Genomic DNA, 14,445 nt, shown 5'->3' with positions numbered 1-14,445 from the left:
ACCCGCTGAGCGGCCCCGCGATCAGGGCTTGGCGGAGGCCGGCTCGGCGTCGGGCCGCGGCTCGGCATTGGCCCAGGCCTTGGTCTCGAGCATCGGCTTCAGCCGCTCCTCCAGGGATTGGGCGAGGTGGCGGGTATAGGCGCCGCGGAAGTAGCGCGCGCCGGTGCCCGGCCCGTGGCGCAGGTCGTGGTCGCGCATCATGGCGTCGACCTCGGGGCGGCAGAGGTAGCCGATCACTCCGGCCGCCTCGTACCAGCGCCCGCTGCGGGCATGGGCGAGGGCCGCCGGGTTGTTGCCGATGCTCTCGGCGAAGCAATCCGTCGCGGCCGCCTCGCGCGGCGGGACGCTGCTGTGCTGGGGCTCGCGGGCGGCCGCCGCGGTGGCGGTCGCCGCGCAGAGCATGCCGAGGAGGAGGGGTCTCATCATCCGGTGCCGGCCGAAGCGGTTCGAGGGTCCTAGCCGACGACCCTGCCCCCCGTCCGGGGCGAATCTGCGGCAGGTTCGCCGGAGGGCTGTGGCGCGGGCCGCCAGCGACCGTCAGCCGCGGCGCTCGGCGTTCCAGCGCCCGCCGCAGCGCGTCCCGCCGGAGGTCGTCCAGGTGCCGTTGCCCCAGCCATTGGCGAGGCGCCCGACCACCTGGGCGCTCGCGTCGCCCCGGCTGATCGCGCCGCGCACGACCCCGTTCGGCTGCACCCGGCCCGTGATGGTGAAGTCCGAGCCCCCGGCGTAGCGGGCTTGCCCGTCCTGGATGATCAGGCCGTAGCGGTAGGCGCGGTCGCAGGTGCCGGTCTCGGTGATCACCTCGACGCTCCAGGTCCCGTCGAAGCGCTTGACCGATGGCGCGCTGCGCTTCGCGGCCAGGGCGGGACCCGCCGCGGCTGTCAGGATGATCATGCCCGCTAGGGCGGCCCGCAGCATCGTCGTCACTCTCGTCTCCCCTTGGGATAGCCCCCGGCCACAAACGCCCGAGCTTCGCGGCGGTTGCCCCGGATCGGTGCGCCGTCGCACGAGGCGGGCGACGGCGCGCGGGGGAGCCCCGATGTCAGGCCCGGGCGAGGTCCTGCGCCTCCTCCAGGAGGCGCAGGAGGTCGCAGCCGGCGTAGAGGTCGCGGGTCACGCCGGCCTCGCGCAGGGCCGCCTCCAGGGCGCCGGGCCGGCCGGCGAGGTAGAGGCTGCGCGCGCCGGCCTCCGCCAGGGCCCGGGCGGCCGGCACCGCCTCGGCGGCGTAGACCTCGTCGGACGAGCACAGGCAGGCGAGCGGCGTGCCGGCCGCGCGGAAGGCCGCCACCAGGGAGGCGAGGTCCGGGAAGCCGTCATTGGTGAGCGCCTCGACGCCCCCCGCCTCGAAGGCGTTGCGGGCGAAGGTCGCCCGGGTGTTGAAGGCGGCGATCGGGCCGAGATTGGCCAGGAAGACCCGCGGGCGCCGGCCCGTCGCGGCCAGGGCCGCGTCGGAGGCGTCGCGCAGGCGCTCGAAGGGCTCGGCGAAGCGCAGCGAGGGCAGGGCGCCGGCCGGGGTCGCCGCCGCGGGGGCGGGGGCCAGCACCGCCACCGGCGCCTCGGCGAGGTGGGGGAACTCGCTGGTGCCGGTGATCGGCTGGCGGCGGGTGGCGAGGTCGCGCCCGCGCGCCTCTCGGATCGCGGCGAGCCGGCCGCCGAGCCGGCCCGAGGCCAGGCTCTCGACGAGGCCGCCCTCGCGCTCGATCTCCTGGAACTGCGCCCAGGCCTGCGCGCAGAGTTCGGCGGTCAGCGCCTCGAAGCCGCCCGCGCCCGCGGCCGGGTCGACGACCCGCCAGAGGTTCGATTCCTCCAGGAGGACCACCTGCGTGTTGCGGGCGCAGCGGCGGGCGAAGGCGTCGGGCAGGCCGAGCGCCGCCGTGAAGGGCAGCACCGTGACGGAATCGGCCCCGCCGAGCCCGGCCGAGAAGGCCGCCGCGGTGGCCCGCAGGAGGTTCACGAAGGGGTCGCGCCGGGTGGTGGTGCGCCACGCCGTCTCGGCGTGGAGGGTGAGCGGCTTCGGGGTCAGGCCGCAGGATTCCTCGACCCGCGCCCAGAGCCGGCGCATCGCCCGAAGCTTCGCGACGGTGAGGAACTCGTCCGCGTCGGCGACGAGCAGGACCGCGATGGCGTCGCGCGCCCGTTCGAGGTCGTGCCCGCCGGCCTCCAGGGCCCGCAGCAGCGCGACGGCGCTCGCCAGCACGGCGGCGAGTTCTCCCGCCTCGGTGGCGCCCGCCTCGTGGAAGGGCCGCGCATCCGCCAGGAACGCCCTCCCGGCGAAGCCCCTTCGGTCGAGGCCCGCCAGGGTGGCGGCGAGGCCGGAGGCGACCTCCGGCCAGGGGCCGGGCAGGGCGCCCGTCGTGGCGAATTGCCCGATCGGATCGATGCCGAGGTCCAGCGACAGGCGCCCGAGATCGTCGCCCCGCCGCGCCGCGAGCGCGACCAGGGCCTCGGCCGCGGCCGCGGCGCCGGGGCCCGCGTCGAGTCGCAGGGCGATCAGCGGCAGCATGACCCCGTCGAGCGCCCGCTCCAGCGCCTCCGGGCCGGGCAGGCCGAAGCCCCGGGCGGCGCGCGCCCCGGCCAGCACGAGGGTGAGCGCGTCGGCCCCGCCCTCCAGGTCGGCGAGGGCCAGCGCGTTGGCCTCGGCCGGGTCCGGGTGGTCGACCCGCTGGGCGATGCGCCAGGGCGCCGGCGCCCCGGCGCCGCGCAGGGGCTGCGGGCTCGGCGCGGCGGCGCCGTAGAGGGGCTCGACGCGGATCCCGTCCCGGGTGCGGTGCACGAGGCGCTTCTCGTACTCCGCGCCTTTGAGCACGCCGTCGACGAGGGCGCGCCACTGCTCGCCCGTGGCGGGGGGGAACGCGGCGGCGAGCGTGAGATCGTCCATGGCGGGGTCCTTCGCGGCGGATGTCCCTCTGCATCACACGGGATCGCGGCGCCACCCGTCAATGGTCGAGCCCGCCCGTCGCGGCGTCGCGGCCCCGGCTTGACTCGCGGCCGCGCCGCCCGGAGCGTGGCCGCCGGGACCTCCAGCACCTGGCGGGACCTCCAGCACCTGGCGGGACCTCCAGCACCTGGCGGGGCCTCCAGCACCTGGCGGGGCCTGCCGCACCCGGCGGGACCTTGCGACGGATTCGGACCGGAATGGACGCGACCGCGATCGAGGAGATCTTCTCGGGGCTCGGGCCGGTGACGGTCCGGCGCATGTTCGGCGGCAAGGGCATCTATCACGGCGGCCGGATCGTCGCCGTGGAGGTGCGGGGCGACTTGCTGCTCAAGGCCGACGCGGCGAGCGCGCCCCTCTTCGCGGCGGCCGGCGCCACGCAGTGGAGCTATGCGGGCCGCAAGGGCCAGGCGATCCGCATGCCCTACTGGTCGATCCCCGCCGACGCCTACGACGATCCCGACGCGATGGCGCGCTGGGTCCGGCTCGCCCACGAGGCGGCCCTGCGCGCCGACGGGGCGGCGGACCGGCCCTGAGCCGCCGCCCGGCCCCGGCTCAGCCGAACACGATCAGCCCCGCGAAGCCCGCCGCCCCCACCAGGATGCGCCACCACGCGAACAGCCCGAAGCCGTGGCGGGAGACGTAGTCGAGGAGCCTGCGCACCACGAACAGAGCCGACAGGAACGCCACCACGAAGCCGATCGCGATCAGGCCGACGTCGTCGCGCGAGAGGTACTTGTAATTGTCGAGCAGGTCCTTGGCGAAGGCGCCGGCCATGGTCGGCATCGCGAGGTAGAACGAGAACTCGGTCGCGGCGCGCTTGCCCGCGCCCATCAGCATCGCGCCCACGATGGTGGCGCCCGAGCGCGACACGCCCGGGATCATCGCGAGGCACTGGAACAGGCCGATCTTGAGCGCCATTCCGAGGGAGAACTGGTGGACGTCGTCGTACTTCTGATCCAGCTCGGTCTCGTCGATGACGAGCAGGACGAGGCCGCCGGCCACCAGCGTCGAGCAGACGATCCAGGGATTGAACAGGTAGAGTTTGATCGTCTTCGAGAAGATGCCGCCGATGATCGCCGCCGGCAGGAAGGCGAGCAGGATCGCCAGGATGAAGCGGCGGGCCTTCGGGTCGCGCGGCGCCCGCAGGGCGAGGTCGAGCAGGGTCCGGAAATAGACGCTCACGATGGCCAGGATGGCGCCGAGCTGGATCAGCACCTCGAAGGTGTTGTTCGGGGACTGGAAGCCGATGAAGTGGCCGACGAGGAGCTGATGGCCGGTCGAGGAGACCGGGATGAACTCGGTGGCGCCCTCGACGAGGGCGAGGATGACGGCCTTGCCGATGCCCGCGAGGTCCATCAGCGCATCCCCCGGCCCGCTCGGAGCCGCCCCGCCCGCCATGCCACAGCCGTCATCATCGCTCGCTCGCTCGTTGGGAGGCCGCTGCTCGCGGCGGGACAGTGTCGGGGATGGTTGCAACCGTCGCACGACATGGTTTCGGGTCGGTTACCAGCCCGGCGCGCCCGTGTTAAGGATGCGGCTCATTCCGCGGGGACGATGACCGGCCGTTAATCCGTTCCGGGCTCAATCGCCGCGCAAGGCCTGCCCGCCCCGGCCAGCCCAGACACGAAGCGCGACACGGCCCGTATGGCGACGCTGCATCATTCCCCCTTCTGCCCGCATTCCCGCTTCGTCCGGCTGGTCCTCGCCGAGATGGGCATGGAGCCGGTCCTGGCGGAGGAGCGGCCCTGGGAGCGCCGGGAGGAGTTCCTGATGCTCAACCCCGCCGGCACGACGCCGGTGCTGGTGGAGGAGGGCGGGCTCGCGGTGCCGGGATCCGGCGTGATCGCCGAGTATCTCGACGAGACGCGGGGGCTCGGCCTGTCGGGGCGGCGCCTGCTGCCGGAGGCGCCCGCCGCGCGGGTGGAGGTGCGCCGCCTCCTGGACTGGTTCCTGGCCAAGTTCGACCAGGAAGTGACCGGCTACCTCGTCACCGAGAAGATCCACAAGCGCTTCATGACCCCGGATCTCGGCGGCGGCCCGCCCGACATGAACGCGATCCGGGCGGCGCGCACCAACGTGCGCTACCACCTCAAGTACATCGGCTACCTGATCGCCCGGCGGAACTGGCTGGCGGGCGACCATCTGACCTATGCGGATCTGGCGGCGGCGGCCCATCTCTCCTGCGTGGATTACCTCGGCGACGTGCCATGGGACGAGGACGAGATGGCGCGGACGTGGTACGCGCGGCTGAAATCCCGCCCGTCCTTCCGCGGCCTGCTGGCGGACCGGGTGCCCGGGATGGCGCCGGCCGACCATTACGCGGACCTGGACTTCTGACGCGGGACGGCGCGGCGCTGCGGCACCTCCTGGAGGAGCGCGCCCGCGCCCTCGGCTTCGACGCGCTGGCGGTGACGGGGCCGGAGGCGGTGCCGGAGCTGCCGGGGCGCCTGCGCGCCTGGCTGGCGGCGGGGCACCAGGCCGGGATGGGCTGGATGGCGGAGCGGGAGGCGCAGCGCGCCTCGCCGGCCGCGCTCTGGCCCGCGGTGCGCAGCATCGTGATGCTCGGGGTCAATGCGGGCCCCCAGGAGGATCCGCGCGCGGTGCTCGCCGCCCGCGACCGGGCCGCCATCGCGGTCTACGCGCAAAGGCGCGACTACCACGACGTGATCAAGGGCAAGTTGAAGGAACTCGGCGCCGTGCTGGCCGCGCGGGGCGGCGCCGACCTCAAGGTCTTCGTCGATACCGCGCCCGTGATGGAGAAGCCCCTCGCGGCCGCGGCGGGGCTCGGCTGGCAGGGCAAGAACACGCTCACGGTGTCCCGCGCCTTCGGCACATGGCTGCTGCTCGGGGCGATCTACACCGATGCGGAACTGCCGCGCGACGCGCCGGCGCGCGACCGCTGCGGCGCCTGCCGGCGCTGCCTCGACGCCTGCCCGACCGACGCCTTCCCGGCCCCCTACCGGCTCGACGCCAACCGCTGCATCGCCTACCTGACGATCGAGCATGCCGGCCCGATCCCGCCGGAATTCCGCGCGGCGATCGGCAACCGGGTCTTCGGCTGCGACGATTGCCTCGCGGTCTGCCCCTGGAACAAGTTCGCCGGGGCGGCCAGGGAGGCGCGGCTCGCCGCGCGCAGCGACCTCGCGGCGCCCGCCCTGCGCGACCTCGCCCGGCTCGACGAGGCGGCGTTCCGGGCGCGGTTCGCCGGCACCCCGATCAAGCGCACGGGCCGCGCCCGCATCCTGCGCAACGTCCTCGTCGCCATCGGCAATTCGGGCGATCCCGGCCTCGCCGGAGAGGCCGCGCGGCTCCTCGCGGATCCCTCGCCGCTGGTGCGCGGCATGGCCGTGTGGGCGCTCGCGCGGCTCGCGCCCGGGCACCTGCCCCCGCATCCGCCGCCGGGCGAGGACGACCCGGACGTGCTGGCCGAGTGGGCGCGCGCCCACGCGGCGAGCATACCCGGGCGGCGGGAGGGCGAGCCCCCTTGCGCGGCCGGGGCGGAGCCCGGCATCACACCGGTTTCCCTGGGGCACTCGGCATGAACCTCCTCGTCTTCGGGCTCGGCTACACGGCGCGGCACTTCGTCGAGCGCGAACGGGCGCGCTTCTCCCGCATCGCCGCGACCGCGCAGGCGCCGCGGCCGGACGCGCCCGAGGGCGTGATCGCGCGGGTGTTCTCGCCGGTGCGGGCGGATCCGGCGATCCTGGACGACGTCGCCCGCAGCGACGCGGTCCTGGTCTCGATCCCGCCCCAGGACGGGGATCCGGTGCTGCGCGCCTACGCGGAGGCGCTCGCGGCGGGGCCGGCGCGCTGGATCGGCTACCTCTCGACGATCGGCGTCTACGGGGACCAGGGCGGGGCCTGGATCGACGAGGCGACGCCGCCCGCGCCGACCCATGAGCGCACCCGGGACCGGGTCGCCGTGGAGGAGGCGTGGCGGGCCCTCGGGGCGCGGACCGGCAAGGCGGTCCAGGTCTTCCGCCTGTCGGGCATCTACGGGCCGGGGCGGAACGCCTTCGTGAAGCTGCGCGAGGGCCGCGCGCAGCGCATCGTCAAGGACGGGCAGGTCTTCAACCGCATCCACGTGGACGACATCGCCACGGTGCTGGCGGCCTCCCTCGACCGGCCGCGGGCGGGGGCGGTCTACAACGTGACGGACGACGAGCCGGCCCCGCCGCAGGACGTGACCGCCCACGCGGCCGCGCTCGCGGGCCTGCCGCTGCCGCCGGAGATCGACTTCGAGACCGCGTCCCTGAGCCCGATGGCGCGCAGCTTCTACGGCGAGAACAAGCGGGTGCGAAACCGGCTGATCCGGGAGGAGCTCGGCGTCGCCCTGCGCTTCCCGACCTACCGGGAGGGGCTGGCGGGGCTCGTCGCGGAGGCGGGGTGAAGGCGGGCGCCCGGCGCGCCGCGACCCGTCCGCCGCGGTTCAGCGCCGGGTGCAGACCATCCTGCCGCGCGTGCAGGCGATGCCGGGGGTGGTGCAGCCGATCGCGTCCCCGTCCCGGATGCACAGGGTGCAGTCGTCGGTCCATTCGCGGCAGGTCGGGTCCTCGGCCGGCGAGGCCGCCTGCTGGCGGGGGGCGGCCGGCGCCGGGCGGGGGCTCGGCGCGAGGTTCGCGACGAGGACGACCGCGACGGCGAGCGCGGCGATGCCGCCGGCCAGGGTGGCGTCGCGGCTGCGGTCGGGGGACGGGACGGGCTCGGCCATGGGCGCACTCCTCGCGTGCCGGCGCGCGGCCTGTCAACCGGGCGGCGCCCGGCCCCTCAGGCCGCCCGGGCCGCGCCCGCGAGGAGCGGGGGCAGGGCGGCGAGGTCGAGGGGCTTCGACAGGAACCCGTCGAATCCCGCGGCGCGGGCGGCGGCCTCGTCCTCGGCGCCGGCATTCGCCGTGAGCGCGACGAGGCGCGCCGGGGCGGCTCCGCGGGCGCGCTCGAAGGCGCGCAGGCGCCGCGCCGCCTCCAGCCCGTCGAGGCCCGGCATGCGGATGTCGAGCAGGGCGAGGTCGAAACCCTCCGCCGCGCCCGCGGCGGCGGCCTCCAGGTGGCGCAGGGCCTCCGCCCCGTCCGGCACCCAGGTCACGGCGGCGTCGAGCCGCTCCAGGGCCTTGCGGGCGAGGAGCGCGTTGATCGGGTTGTCCTCGGCCAGCAGCACCCGCGCCCGCCCCGGCGGCGGGCCGCGCCGCTCGGCCGGCGCGCCCTCGCGCAGCTCGCCCCCCTGCGGCCGCGTCGCCTCGCACAGGCGGGCGTAGAGCGAGCGGGCCCGCACCGGCTTGATCAGGTAGCGGTCGAAGCCCGCGGCGGCGGGCGAGCCGAAATCCCGCCGGTCGAAGGGCGACAGCAGGACGATGCTGCGCGGCACCCCGGCCCGCTTGGCCGCCCCGGCGATGCGCCGCACCGCCTCGTCGCCGAGGGCCCGGTCGGCCAGGACCGCGTCGAAGGGGCGGGCCCGCAGGGCCTCGCGGGCCGCCGCCTCGCCGTCGGCGCTCACCACCTCGGCGCCGCTCCGGGTGAGGCGCGCGCGCAGGAACGGCCCCTCGACCGCCGAGGCCGCCGCCACGAGGATGCGCCGGCCGGTGAGGGCGGGCGGGCGCGGGCGCTCGCCGTCGAGGGCGCGCAGGGGCAGCACGACCCGGAAGCAGCTGCCGGCGCCCGGGCGCGAGGTCGTCTCGATGCGCCCGCCCATCCGGTCGACGAGGCGGCGGGTGATGGCGAGGCCGAGCCCGGTGCCCTCGTGGCGGCGGCTCGCGCTGCCGTCGCCCTGTTCGAATTCCTCGAACAGGAGCGGCAGCCGCTCCTCCGGAATGCCGGGGCCGGTGTCGTGGACGGCGAGGACGAGGTCCTCGCCCACCCGCTCCGCCGTGATCCCGACGCCGCCGGCCTCCGTGAACTTCACCGCGTTGCCGGCGAGGTTGAGGAGGATCTGGCGGACCCGGTCGCCGTCGCCCAGGACCCGCGGCGGCAGGTCGTCCGCGAGGTCGGCGGCGATCTCCAGGCCCTTGTCCTGGGCGCGCGGCGCCAGGAGCTCGACCACGCTCTCGACCAGGGCCGCCGGGTCGAAGGGCTCGCAGGCGAGGTCGAGGCGCCCGGCCTCGATCTTCGAGAAGTCGAGGATCCCGTCGATCAGGGTCAGCAGCGCCTCGCCGGAGGTCTTGATGGCGCGGATGTAGGTCTCCTGCTCGGGGCTGAGCGGCGTCTCCAGGACGAGGTCGGCCATGCCCAGGATGCCGTTGAGCGGGGTGCGGAACTCGTGGCTGACGGTGGCGAGGAAGCGCGACTTCGCCACGCTCGCCGCCTCGGCGCGGCTGCGCGCCTCGTCGAGGGAGCGCACCGCCTCGACGCGCTCGGTGATCTCGCGCCCGGCGCGCAGGACCTCGGGCCGGCCGTCGCGCCCGACCACGGCCGACTCCACGACGGCGAACCAGCGCGGCGGCCCGCCCGCGGCCGGGGCGATCGCGAGGTCGGCGGTGCGGCTGCCGTCCGGCCGGGTCTCCGCCGCCAGGCTCTCGGCGATGGTCGCCTCCCGGGTCGTGCCGAGGAGCGCCTCCGGGCTGGTGCCGAGGAGGCGCGCGAAGCCCTCGTTGGCGAAGGTGATGCGCCCCTCCGCGTCGCGCTGGACGATCAGCTCGATCTGCGCCTCGACGAGGTTGCGGTAGCGCTCCTCGCTCTCGGCGAGGTGCCAGATCCGGTCGTGCAGGTGCTCGACCTCGCGCTCCCGCCGCCAGCGCGCGAGCCGCCGCGCGTACCAGGCGGTCGCCAGGACCAGGAGGGCGAGGACGAGCCCCGTCGCCCCGAGCGCGTCGGAGCCGGCGCGGACGAGCCCGGCCTCGCTCCGCGCAAGCGCGCCGATCTGCGCCGTCGTCGCCGTGCCGGCCGGCCCCGCGCCATCACCCATGCCATCCCCCCGCCTGCCCGCCGCCGCAGCATGGGGCCGGCTCCTCAAGGATGGCTTGCCGGACAGGCTTAGCGGCGGGCAAACGGCCCGCGGCGAATCCGCGTGAATCCGCGGCGTCGCCGGGCGGCGCTACGCCGCCTCGGGGCGCGGATGGGTGCGGCCCCGGTAGGAGAGCGCCTCGGCGAGGTGCGCGCGCCGCACCCGGGCCTCGCCGTCGAGGTCGGCCAGCGTGCGCGCCACCCGCAGCACGCGGTGGAAGCCGCGGGCCGAGAGGCGCATGGCGTCGGCGGCGTCGCGGATCAGCTTCTGGCCGTCCGGATCCGGCCGCGCCGCCTCCTCGATCACGCCCGGCGGGCACGAGGCGTTGGTGGTGCCGGGGGGCAGGCCGGCCTCGGCGTAGCGGTGCTCCTGGCGCCCGCGCGCGGCGGCGACGCGGGCGGCGGCCTCCGCCGAGCCCTCCTGCGGCGGCGGCAGGATGAGGTCGGCGGCGGTGACGGCCGGCACCTCGATCCGCAGGTCGATGCGGTCGAGCAGCGGGCCGGAGAGCCGGGCCTGGTACTGCGCCACGCAGCGCTCGTTGGGGCCGCGGCGGCAGGCGAAGCCCGGCTCCGTCGCGTGGCCGCAGCGGCAGGGATTCATCGCCGCGACGAGCTGGAACCGGGCCGGATAGGACACCCGGTGATTCGCCCGCGCGATCATCACGCTGCCGGTCTCCAGGGGCTGGCGCAGCGAATCGAGCACCTGGGGCGAGAATTCCGGTAGCTCGTCGAGGAAGAGCACGCCGCCATGGGCGAGGGAGGCCTCGCCGGGCCGCGCCCCGGCGCCGCCGCCGACCAGGGCCGCCATGGAGGCGGAGTGGTGAGGCGCCCGGAACGGGCGGCGGTTGGAGAGCGCGCCGTCCTTCAGCTCGCCCGCGACCGACTGGATCATCGAGACTTCGAGGAGTTCGCGCGGCCCCAGCGGCGGCAGGATCGAGGGCAGGCGGGCGGCGAGCATCGACTTGCCGGCCCCGGGCGGGCCGCTCAACAGAAGATTGTGGGCGCCCGCCGCGGCGATCTCCAGCACGCGCTTTCCGCCCTCCTGCCCCTTGATCTCGCGCAGGTCGCCGAGGGGCCGGCCGGGCTGCGCCACGGCCGGGCGCGGCCGGGCCATCACCTGGCTTCCCTTGAAGTGGTTGGCGAGCTGGATCAGGGAGCAGGGCGCCAGCACGTCCATGTCGCCGCCCGCCCAGGCGGCCTCGGGCCCGCTCGCGGCCGGGCAGATCAGCCCGAGGCCGCGGCCATTGGCGGCCATGGCGGCCGGCAGCACGCCCGCCACCGCCGTGATGCCGCCGTCGAGGGCGAGTTCCCCGAGCACGCAGTAGCCGGCGAGCGCGTCCGCCGGGAGGGCGCCGATCGCGCCCATCACCCCGAGGGCGATGGGCAGGTCGTAGTGGGACCCTTCCTTGGGCAGGTCGGCCGGGGCGAGGTTGACCGTGATGCGCTTGGCCGGCAGCGCCAGCCCCGAGGCGATCAGGGCCGCGCGCACCCGCTCGCGGGATTCCGCCACCGCCTTGTCGGGCAGTCCCACCACCGTGAAGGCGACGGCGCCCGCCGCGATCTGCACCTGCACGTCCACGGCCCGCGCCTCGATCCCCTCGAAGGCGACGGTGGCGACGCGCGTGACCATAAGCTTGCGTTCCGGATGACCCAACGTCAGGTTAGGCGGACTCGCGGCGCCGCACAACCCGCGCGGCCCCGGGCGCCCGCCCGCCGCGCAGCGGCCGGGCACGCAACCTGCTTCTCGGGGTTGCGCGGCACCCGGGGGCGGACGCCGCGTTGGATCGTTGAGGCCCGCGGCGGCGGGCCCGCGGCGCGAGAGGAGGCAGCATGATCACTCCCCCGAAACAGAGCCCGCTCCTTGCCCTGGCCTACCCGGTCGCCTTCCTGGCCGGGGCGCTGCTGATCGGCACCCTCACGAGCCGCTGGATCCTGGCGGAGCCGGCCCCGGCTTTGGTCGCCTCGGCGGCGGCGAGCGCCGAGCCCTGAATCGCCCGGGCGCGGTCAGGCGGCGCTGCGCCCCTCCAGGAAGGCCTTCTGCTCGTCGGCCGGCGCGCCGAGGAGGCGGTCGATGGCGTCCTTCGGCATCGGGGCGCCGAACAGGTAGCCCTGCCCGAAATCGCAGCCCTGGCCCGACAGCCACTCGACGCTCGCGGCCGTCTCGATCCCCTCGGCGGTGGTGGTCAGGCCGAGGCTGGTGCCGAGCTTGATGATCGCGTCGACGAGCTTGGCGCGCTCGTCGCTCATGGTGATCGAGTCGACGTAGCTGCGGTCGATCTTCAGCTTGTCGAAGCGCAGCTCGCGCAGGTGATAGAGGCTCGAATAGCCGGTGCCGAAATCGTCGAGGGCGATGCGCACCCCGAGATTCTGCAGCGAGGTCAGGGTGGCCCGGGTGGCCTCGAGATCCTGGACGAGGGCGGATTCGGTGATCTCGACCTCCAGGCGGTTGGGCGGGAAGCCGGTCTCGGTGAGGATCGCCAGGATGCGCTCGGCGAGCCAGCGGTCCTGGAATTGCTGCGGCGCGATGTTGACGGCGAGGCGCAGGTGGCTCGGCCAGCTGCGCGCGTCGAGGCAGGATTGCCGCAGCAGGCGGTAGCTGAGTTCGGCGATCATGCCGGTCTCCTCCGCCGCCGCGATGAACTGGTTGGGGGTGAGGAGGCCGCGGGTCGGGTGGCGCCAGCGGGCCAGCACCTCGACGCCGACGAGTTCCTGGTTCGGCAGCGCGACCACGGGCTGGTAGAAGGGCTCGATCTCGCCGGTCTCAATCGCGGTGCGCAGTTCGCTCTCGAGGAGCGCCCGCTCCTTCAGTTCGAGGTCCATGGCGCTCTGGAAGAAGCGGTAGGTGCCGCGGCCTTCCTTCTTGCCCTGGTACATGGCGAGGTCGGCGGCGTGCATGATGCCGTGGGCGTCGACGTCCTCGCGGGAGATCAGGGTGATGCCGACCGTCGCGCCGACCTTGAGTTCGGCCTGCGCCCACTCGACCGGGCGGGCGATGGCGGCGATGACCTGCTCGGCGAGCCTGGCGAGCGCCTCGCTGCCGGTCTCGCCGATGACCAGGAGGGCGAATTCGTCGCCGCCGAGGCGGGCGGCGAGGCCCTGGCTCGGGGCGAGGGAGCGCAGGCGGTCGGCGACGGCGCAGAGCACCGCGTCGCCGGCCGCGTGGCCGTAGAGGTCGTTGACGGGCTTGAAGCGGTCGATGTCGATCAGCAGGACGGCGCCGGAGACCGCGGTGGCGCTCGACCGCATCAGGCGGTCGATCGCCTCCAGCAGCAGGCGGCGGTTGGCGAGGCCGGTGAGCGCGTCGTGGCGGGCGACGGCTTCCGCGTGGGCGGCGGCGGCATCGCGCTCGCGCATCACCCGGCGCAGCTTCAGCGACTTGCGGACGGTGACGCCGACCATGGTCAGCCCCATCAGCAGCATGAAGGTGAACAGGTCGGTGAGGCCGCTCTCCAGCATGAATCGGCCGAAGGCCTGGAACACGCCGGACTTGGCGCCGATCAGGCCCCAGAAGCCGGCAATGACCAGCAGGCAGAGGCCCTCGTAGAGCTCGCCCTCGCCCCATGTCGATCGCGCCCTTGTCGATCGCGCGGTTGTCGATCGCGTCTTGGCAGACATGATTCACCCCGTACCCTGGTCGGGCTGTGATCGCACCGCCGATTTAAGAAATCTGCCCGGTCGGTCGCGGTGGGATCCGCCTACGCCCGGCGCGGTTAAAAATTCCTGACGCGTCAGTCGAGCCAGGGATTCGGGCATGATCCACCCAAGTATCGTGCCGGCCGGATCTGGGGCTGGGGCCGCGGCGGGGCGGCCGGGCGGCCGCAACCTTGCTGGAGGTCGGCCGGGGCGCGGCGTCAGATCGTGGCCGCGCCCAGGGATGATCGGCGCGACCGCCCGGAGCGCGGCGCGGATCGCCGGCCCGCCCGGGTGCCGGCCCGAACCGCACGATCGGGGGTGACGCGCCGTGTCCGGTCGGCTATCGCTTCGCCGGCTGCGCCGCGCGGGGCCCGTAGCTCAACGGTTAGAGCCGGCCGCTCATAACGGTCTGGTTGCAGGTTCGAATCCTGCCGGGCCCACCACCATCATCGAGAGGTTGGCGGGATCGCGCAGTGGTCCTGGTGGGGCGCCCACCGAAGATCCCACATATCGAGGCGTCCGGCTGCGCGCGGAAAACCTCTCCGCCGCGCCGCGTTGGCGGTCCGGGTGATGCTGCCCGTCCGCGTCCCGCAGCATCTGCACGGTCATGCCGAGCTAGCCCGCCAGCGCGCCGAACGACGGCCCCACCTCGGCGAATGTCGGATCGGCGCAGGCGGTCCTCGCGCAGACCTTCGACGTCGTGGACGCGTCGGCCGCGGGCGCCCGGATCGACCCGGTCGCCATCGAGACCGTCGAGGGCGGCGCCGACGCGCCCGCGGGCAGATGGTATTTGTGGTTGCGCTCAAACAACCATTCCGGGTATGGTCCCGCTCACTCTGCGGCATGACGTATCGGAGTGGCGGTGACCTGATGGCCCAATTCGTCATCAACCCGGATCTTCTGCCCGTCGGCAGCGTGTCGCGGATGCTGCGCAGCACCTCG

At 74.8% G+C, this 14,445-nt stretch carries 13 protein-coding genes and 1 tRNA gene; 6 read left to right on the top strand and 8 right to left on the bottom strand.

Annotated elements, in window-relative coordinates:
* Window positions 1-21: 21 nt before the first annotated feature.
* From M446_RS01055 to M446_RS01045, 3 genes are all read right to left on the bottom strand, one after another.
* Window positions 22-426, bottom strand: coding sequence for a hypothetical protein (locus M446_RS01055; protein ID WP_012330210.1), 405 nt, complete (start codon window positions 424-426; stop codon window positions 22-24).
* Window positions 427-537: 111 nt separating this feature from the next.
* Window positions 538-918, bottom strand: a complete 381-nt coding sequence (locus M446_RS01050; RefSeq protein WP_012330209.1) for a hypothetical protein — start codon at window positions 916-918, stop codon at window positions 538-540.
* A 124-nt stretch (window positions 919-1,042) separates the two neighbouring features.
* Window positions 1,043-2,878: a methylmalonyl-CoA mutase subunit beta gene (locus M446_RS01045; RefSeq protein WP_012330208.1), complete on the bottom strand. Its 1,836-nt coding sequence runs from the start codon at window positions 2,876-2,878 to the stop codon at window positions 1,043-1,045.
* Between the two features lie 257 nt (window positions 2,879-3,135).
* On the opposite strand from M446_RS01045, the gene M446_RS01040 reads away from it, so the two are divergent.
* Window positions 3,136-3,471, top strand: a complete 336-nt coding sequence (locus M446_RS01040; RefSeq protein WP_012330207.1) for a TfoX/Sxy family protein — start codon at window positions 3,136-3,138, stop codon at window positions 3,469-3,471.
* A gap of 19 nt (window positions 3,472-3,490) precedes the next feature.
* Here M446_RS01040 and M446_RS01035 read toward each other — a convergent pair whose 3' ends face one another.
* The gene (locus M446_RS01035; RefSeq protein WP_012330206.1) at window positions 3,491-4,294 is read right to left on the bottom strand and encodes an undecaprenyl-diphosphate phosphatase; all 804 of its coding nucleotides are present in this window, start codon (window positions 4,292-4,294) and stop codon (window positions 3,491-3,493) included.
* A gap of 288 nt (window positions 4,295-4,582) precedes the next feature.
* On the opposite strand from M446_RS01035, the gene M446_RS01030 reads away from it, so the two are divergent.
* The 3 genes from M446_RS01030 to M446_RS01020 all read left to right on the top strand — a co-directional run bounded on the left by M446_RS01030 (window position 4,583) and on the right by M446_RS01020 (window position 7,328).
* Entirely contained in the window at window positions 4,583-5,275 is a 693-nt protein-coding gene (locus M446_RS01030) for a glutathione S-transferase family protein (RefSeq protein WP_012330205.1), read from the top strand.
* 71 nt (window positions 5,276-5,346) lie between these two features.
* Window positions 5,347-6,480, top strand: coding sequence for a tRNA epoxyqueuosine(34) reductase QueG (gene queG, locus M446_RS01025; RefSeq protein WP_043700727.1), 1,134 nt, complete (start codon window positions 5,347-5,349; stop codon window positions 6,478-6,480).
* The gene (locus M446_RS01020; protein WP_012330204.1) at window positions 6,477-7,328 is read left to right on the top strand and encodes an SDR family oxidoreductase; all 852 of its coding nucleotides are present in this window, start codon (window positions 6,477-6,479) and stop codon (window positions 7,326-7,328) included. The genes queG and M446_RS01020 overlap by 4 nt, the downstream gene beginning before the upstream one ends.
* Window positions 7,329-7,367: 39 nt before the next feature.
* On the opposite strand, the gene M446_RS01015 is transcribed toward M446_RS01020, so the two are convergent.
* From M446_RS01015 to M446_RS01005, 3 genes are all read right to left on the bottom strand, one after another.
* Window positions 7,368-7,649: a hypothetical protein gene (locus tag M446_RS01015; RefSeq protein WP_012330203.1), complete on the bottom strand. Its 282-nt coding sequence runs from the start codon at window positions 7,647-7,649 to the stop codon at window positions 7,368-7,370.
* A 56-nt stretch (window positions 7,650-7,705) separates the two neighbouring features.
* The gene (locus tag M446_RS01010) at window positions 7,706-9,832 is read right to left on the bottom strand and encodes an ATP-binding protein (RefSeq protein WP_012330202.1); all 2,127 of its coding nucleotides are present in this window, start codon (window positions 9,830-9,832) and stop codon (window positions 7,706-7,708) included.
* Window positions 9,833-9,961: 129 nt separating this feature from the next.
* A complete protein-coding gene (locus tag M446_RS01005) occupies window positions 9,962-11,500 on the bottom strand; it encodes a YifB family Mg chelatase-like AAA ATPase (RefSeq protein ID WP_012330201.1) in 1,539 nt (512 codons plus the stop codon).
* Between the two features lie 200 nt (window positions 11,501-11,700).
* Between M446_RS01005 and M446_RS37900 the strand changes: the two genes are divergently transcribed.
* Window positions 11,701-11,859, top strand: coding sequence for a hypothetical protein (locus M446_RS37900; RefSeq protein WP_012330200.1), 159 nt, complete (start codon window positions 11,701-11,703; stop codon window positions 11,857-11,859).
* Between the two features lie 15 nt (window positions 11,860-11,874).
* On the opposite strand, the gene M446_RS01000 is transcribed toward M446_RS37900, so the two are convergent.
* Entirely contained in the window at window positions 11,875-13,485 is a 1,611-nt protein-coding gene (locus M446_RS01000; protein ID WP_012330199.1) for a putative bifunctional diguanylate cyclase/phosphodiesterase, read from the bottom strand.
* Window positions 13,486-13,870: 385 nt separating this feature from the next.
* Between M446_RS01000 and M446_RS00995 the strand changes: the two genes are divergently transcribed.
* A tRNA-Ile gene (locus M446_RS00995) sits at window positions 13,871-13,946 on the top strand.
* Window positions 13,947-14,445: the final 499 nt, after the last annotated feature.

The sequence above is a fragment of the Methylobacterium sp. 4-46 genome, assembly GCF_000019365.1.
Classification (GTDB): domain Bacteria; phylum Pseudomonadota; class Alphaproteobacteria; order Rhizobiales; family Beijerinckiaceae; genus Methylobacterium.
This window is presented reverse-complemented; position numbering and strand designations above follow the sequence as displayed.

Bases quoted from the DNA above. Each gene is read 5' to 3' on its own strand.
- M446_RS01035 (WP_012330206.1), bottom strand. From the start codon at position 4,294: ATGGACCTCGCGGGCATCGGCAAGGCCGTCATCCTCGCCCTCGTCGAG.
- M446_RS01050 (WP_012330209.1), bottom strand. From the start codon at position 918: ATGCTGCGGGCCGCCCTAGCGGGCATGATCATCCTGACAGCCGCGGCG.
- M446_RS01045 (WP_012330208.1), bottom strand. From the start codon at position 2,878: ATGGACGATCTCACGCTCGCCGCCGCGTTCCCCCCCGCCACGGGCGAG.
- M446_RS01055 (WP_012330210.1), bottom strand. From the start codon at position 426: ATGATGAGACCCCTCCTCCTCGGCATGCTCTGCGCGGCGACCGCCACC.
- M446_RS01000 (WP_012330199.1), bottom strand. From the start codon at position 13,485: ATGTCTGCCAAGACGCGATCGACAACCGCGCGATCGACAAGGGCGCGA.
- M446_RS01015 (WP_012330203.1), bottom strand. From the start codon at position 7,649: ATGGCCGAGCCCGTCCCGTCCCCCGACCGCAGCCGCGACGCCACCCTG.
- M446_RS01020 (WP_012330204.1), top strand. From the start codon at position 6,477: ATGAACCTCCTCGTCTTCGGGCTCGGCTACACGGCGCGGCACTTCGTC.
- M446_RS01030 (WP_012330205.1), top strand. From the start codon at position 4,583: ATGGCGACGCTGCATCATTCCCCCTTCTGCCCGCATTCCCGCTTCGTC.
- M446_RS01010 (WP_012330202.1), bottom strand. From the start codon at position 9,832: ATGGGTGATGGCGCGGGGCCGGCCGGCACGGCGACGACGGCGCAGATC.
- M446_RS37900 (WP_012330200.1), top strand. From the start codon at position 11,701: ATGATCACTCCCCCGAAACAGAGCCCGCTCCTTGCCCTGGCCTACCCG.
- M446_RS01040 (WP_012330207.1), top strand. From the start codon at position 3,136: ATGGACGCGACCGCGATCGAGGAGATCTTCTCGGGGCTCGGGCCGGTG.
- M446_RS01005 (WP_012330201.1), bottom strand. From the start codon at position 11,500: ATGGTCACGCGCGTCGCCACCGTCGCCTTCGAGGGGATCGAGGCGCGG.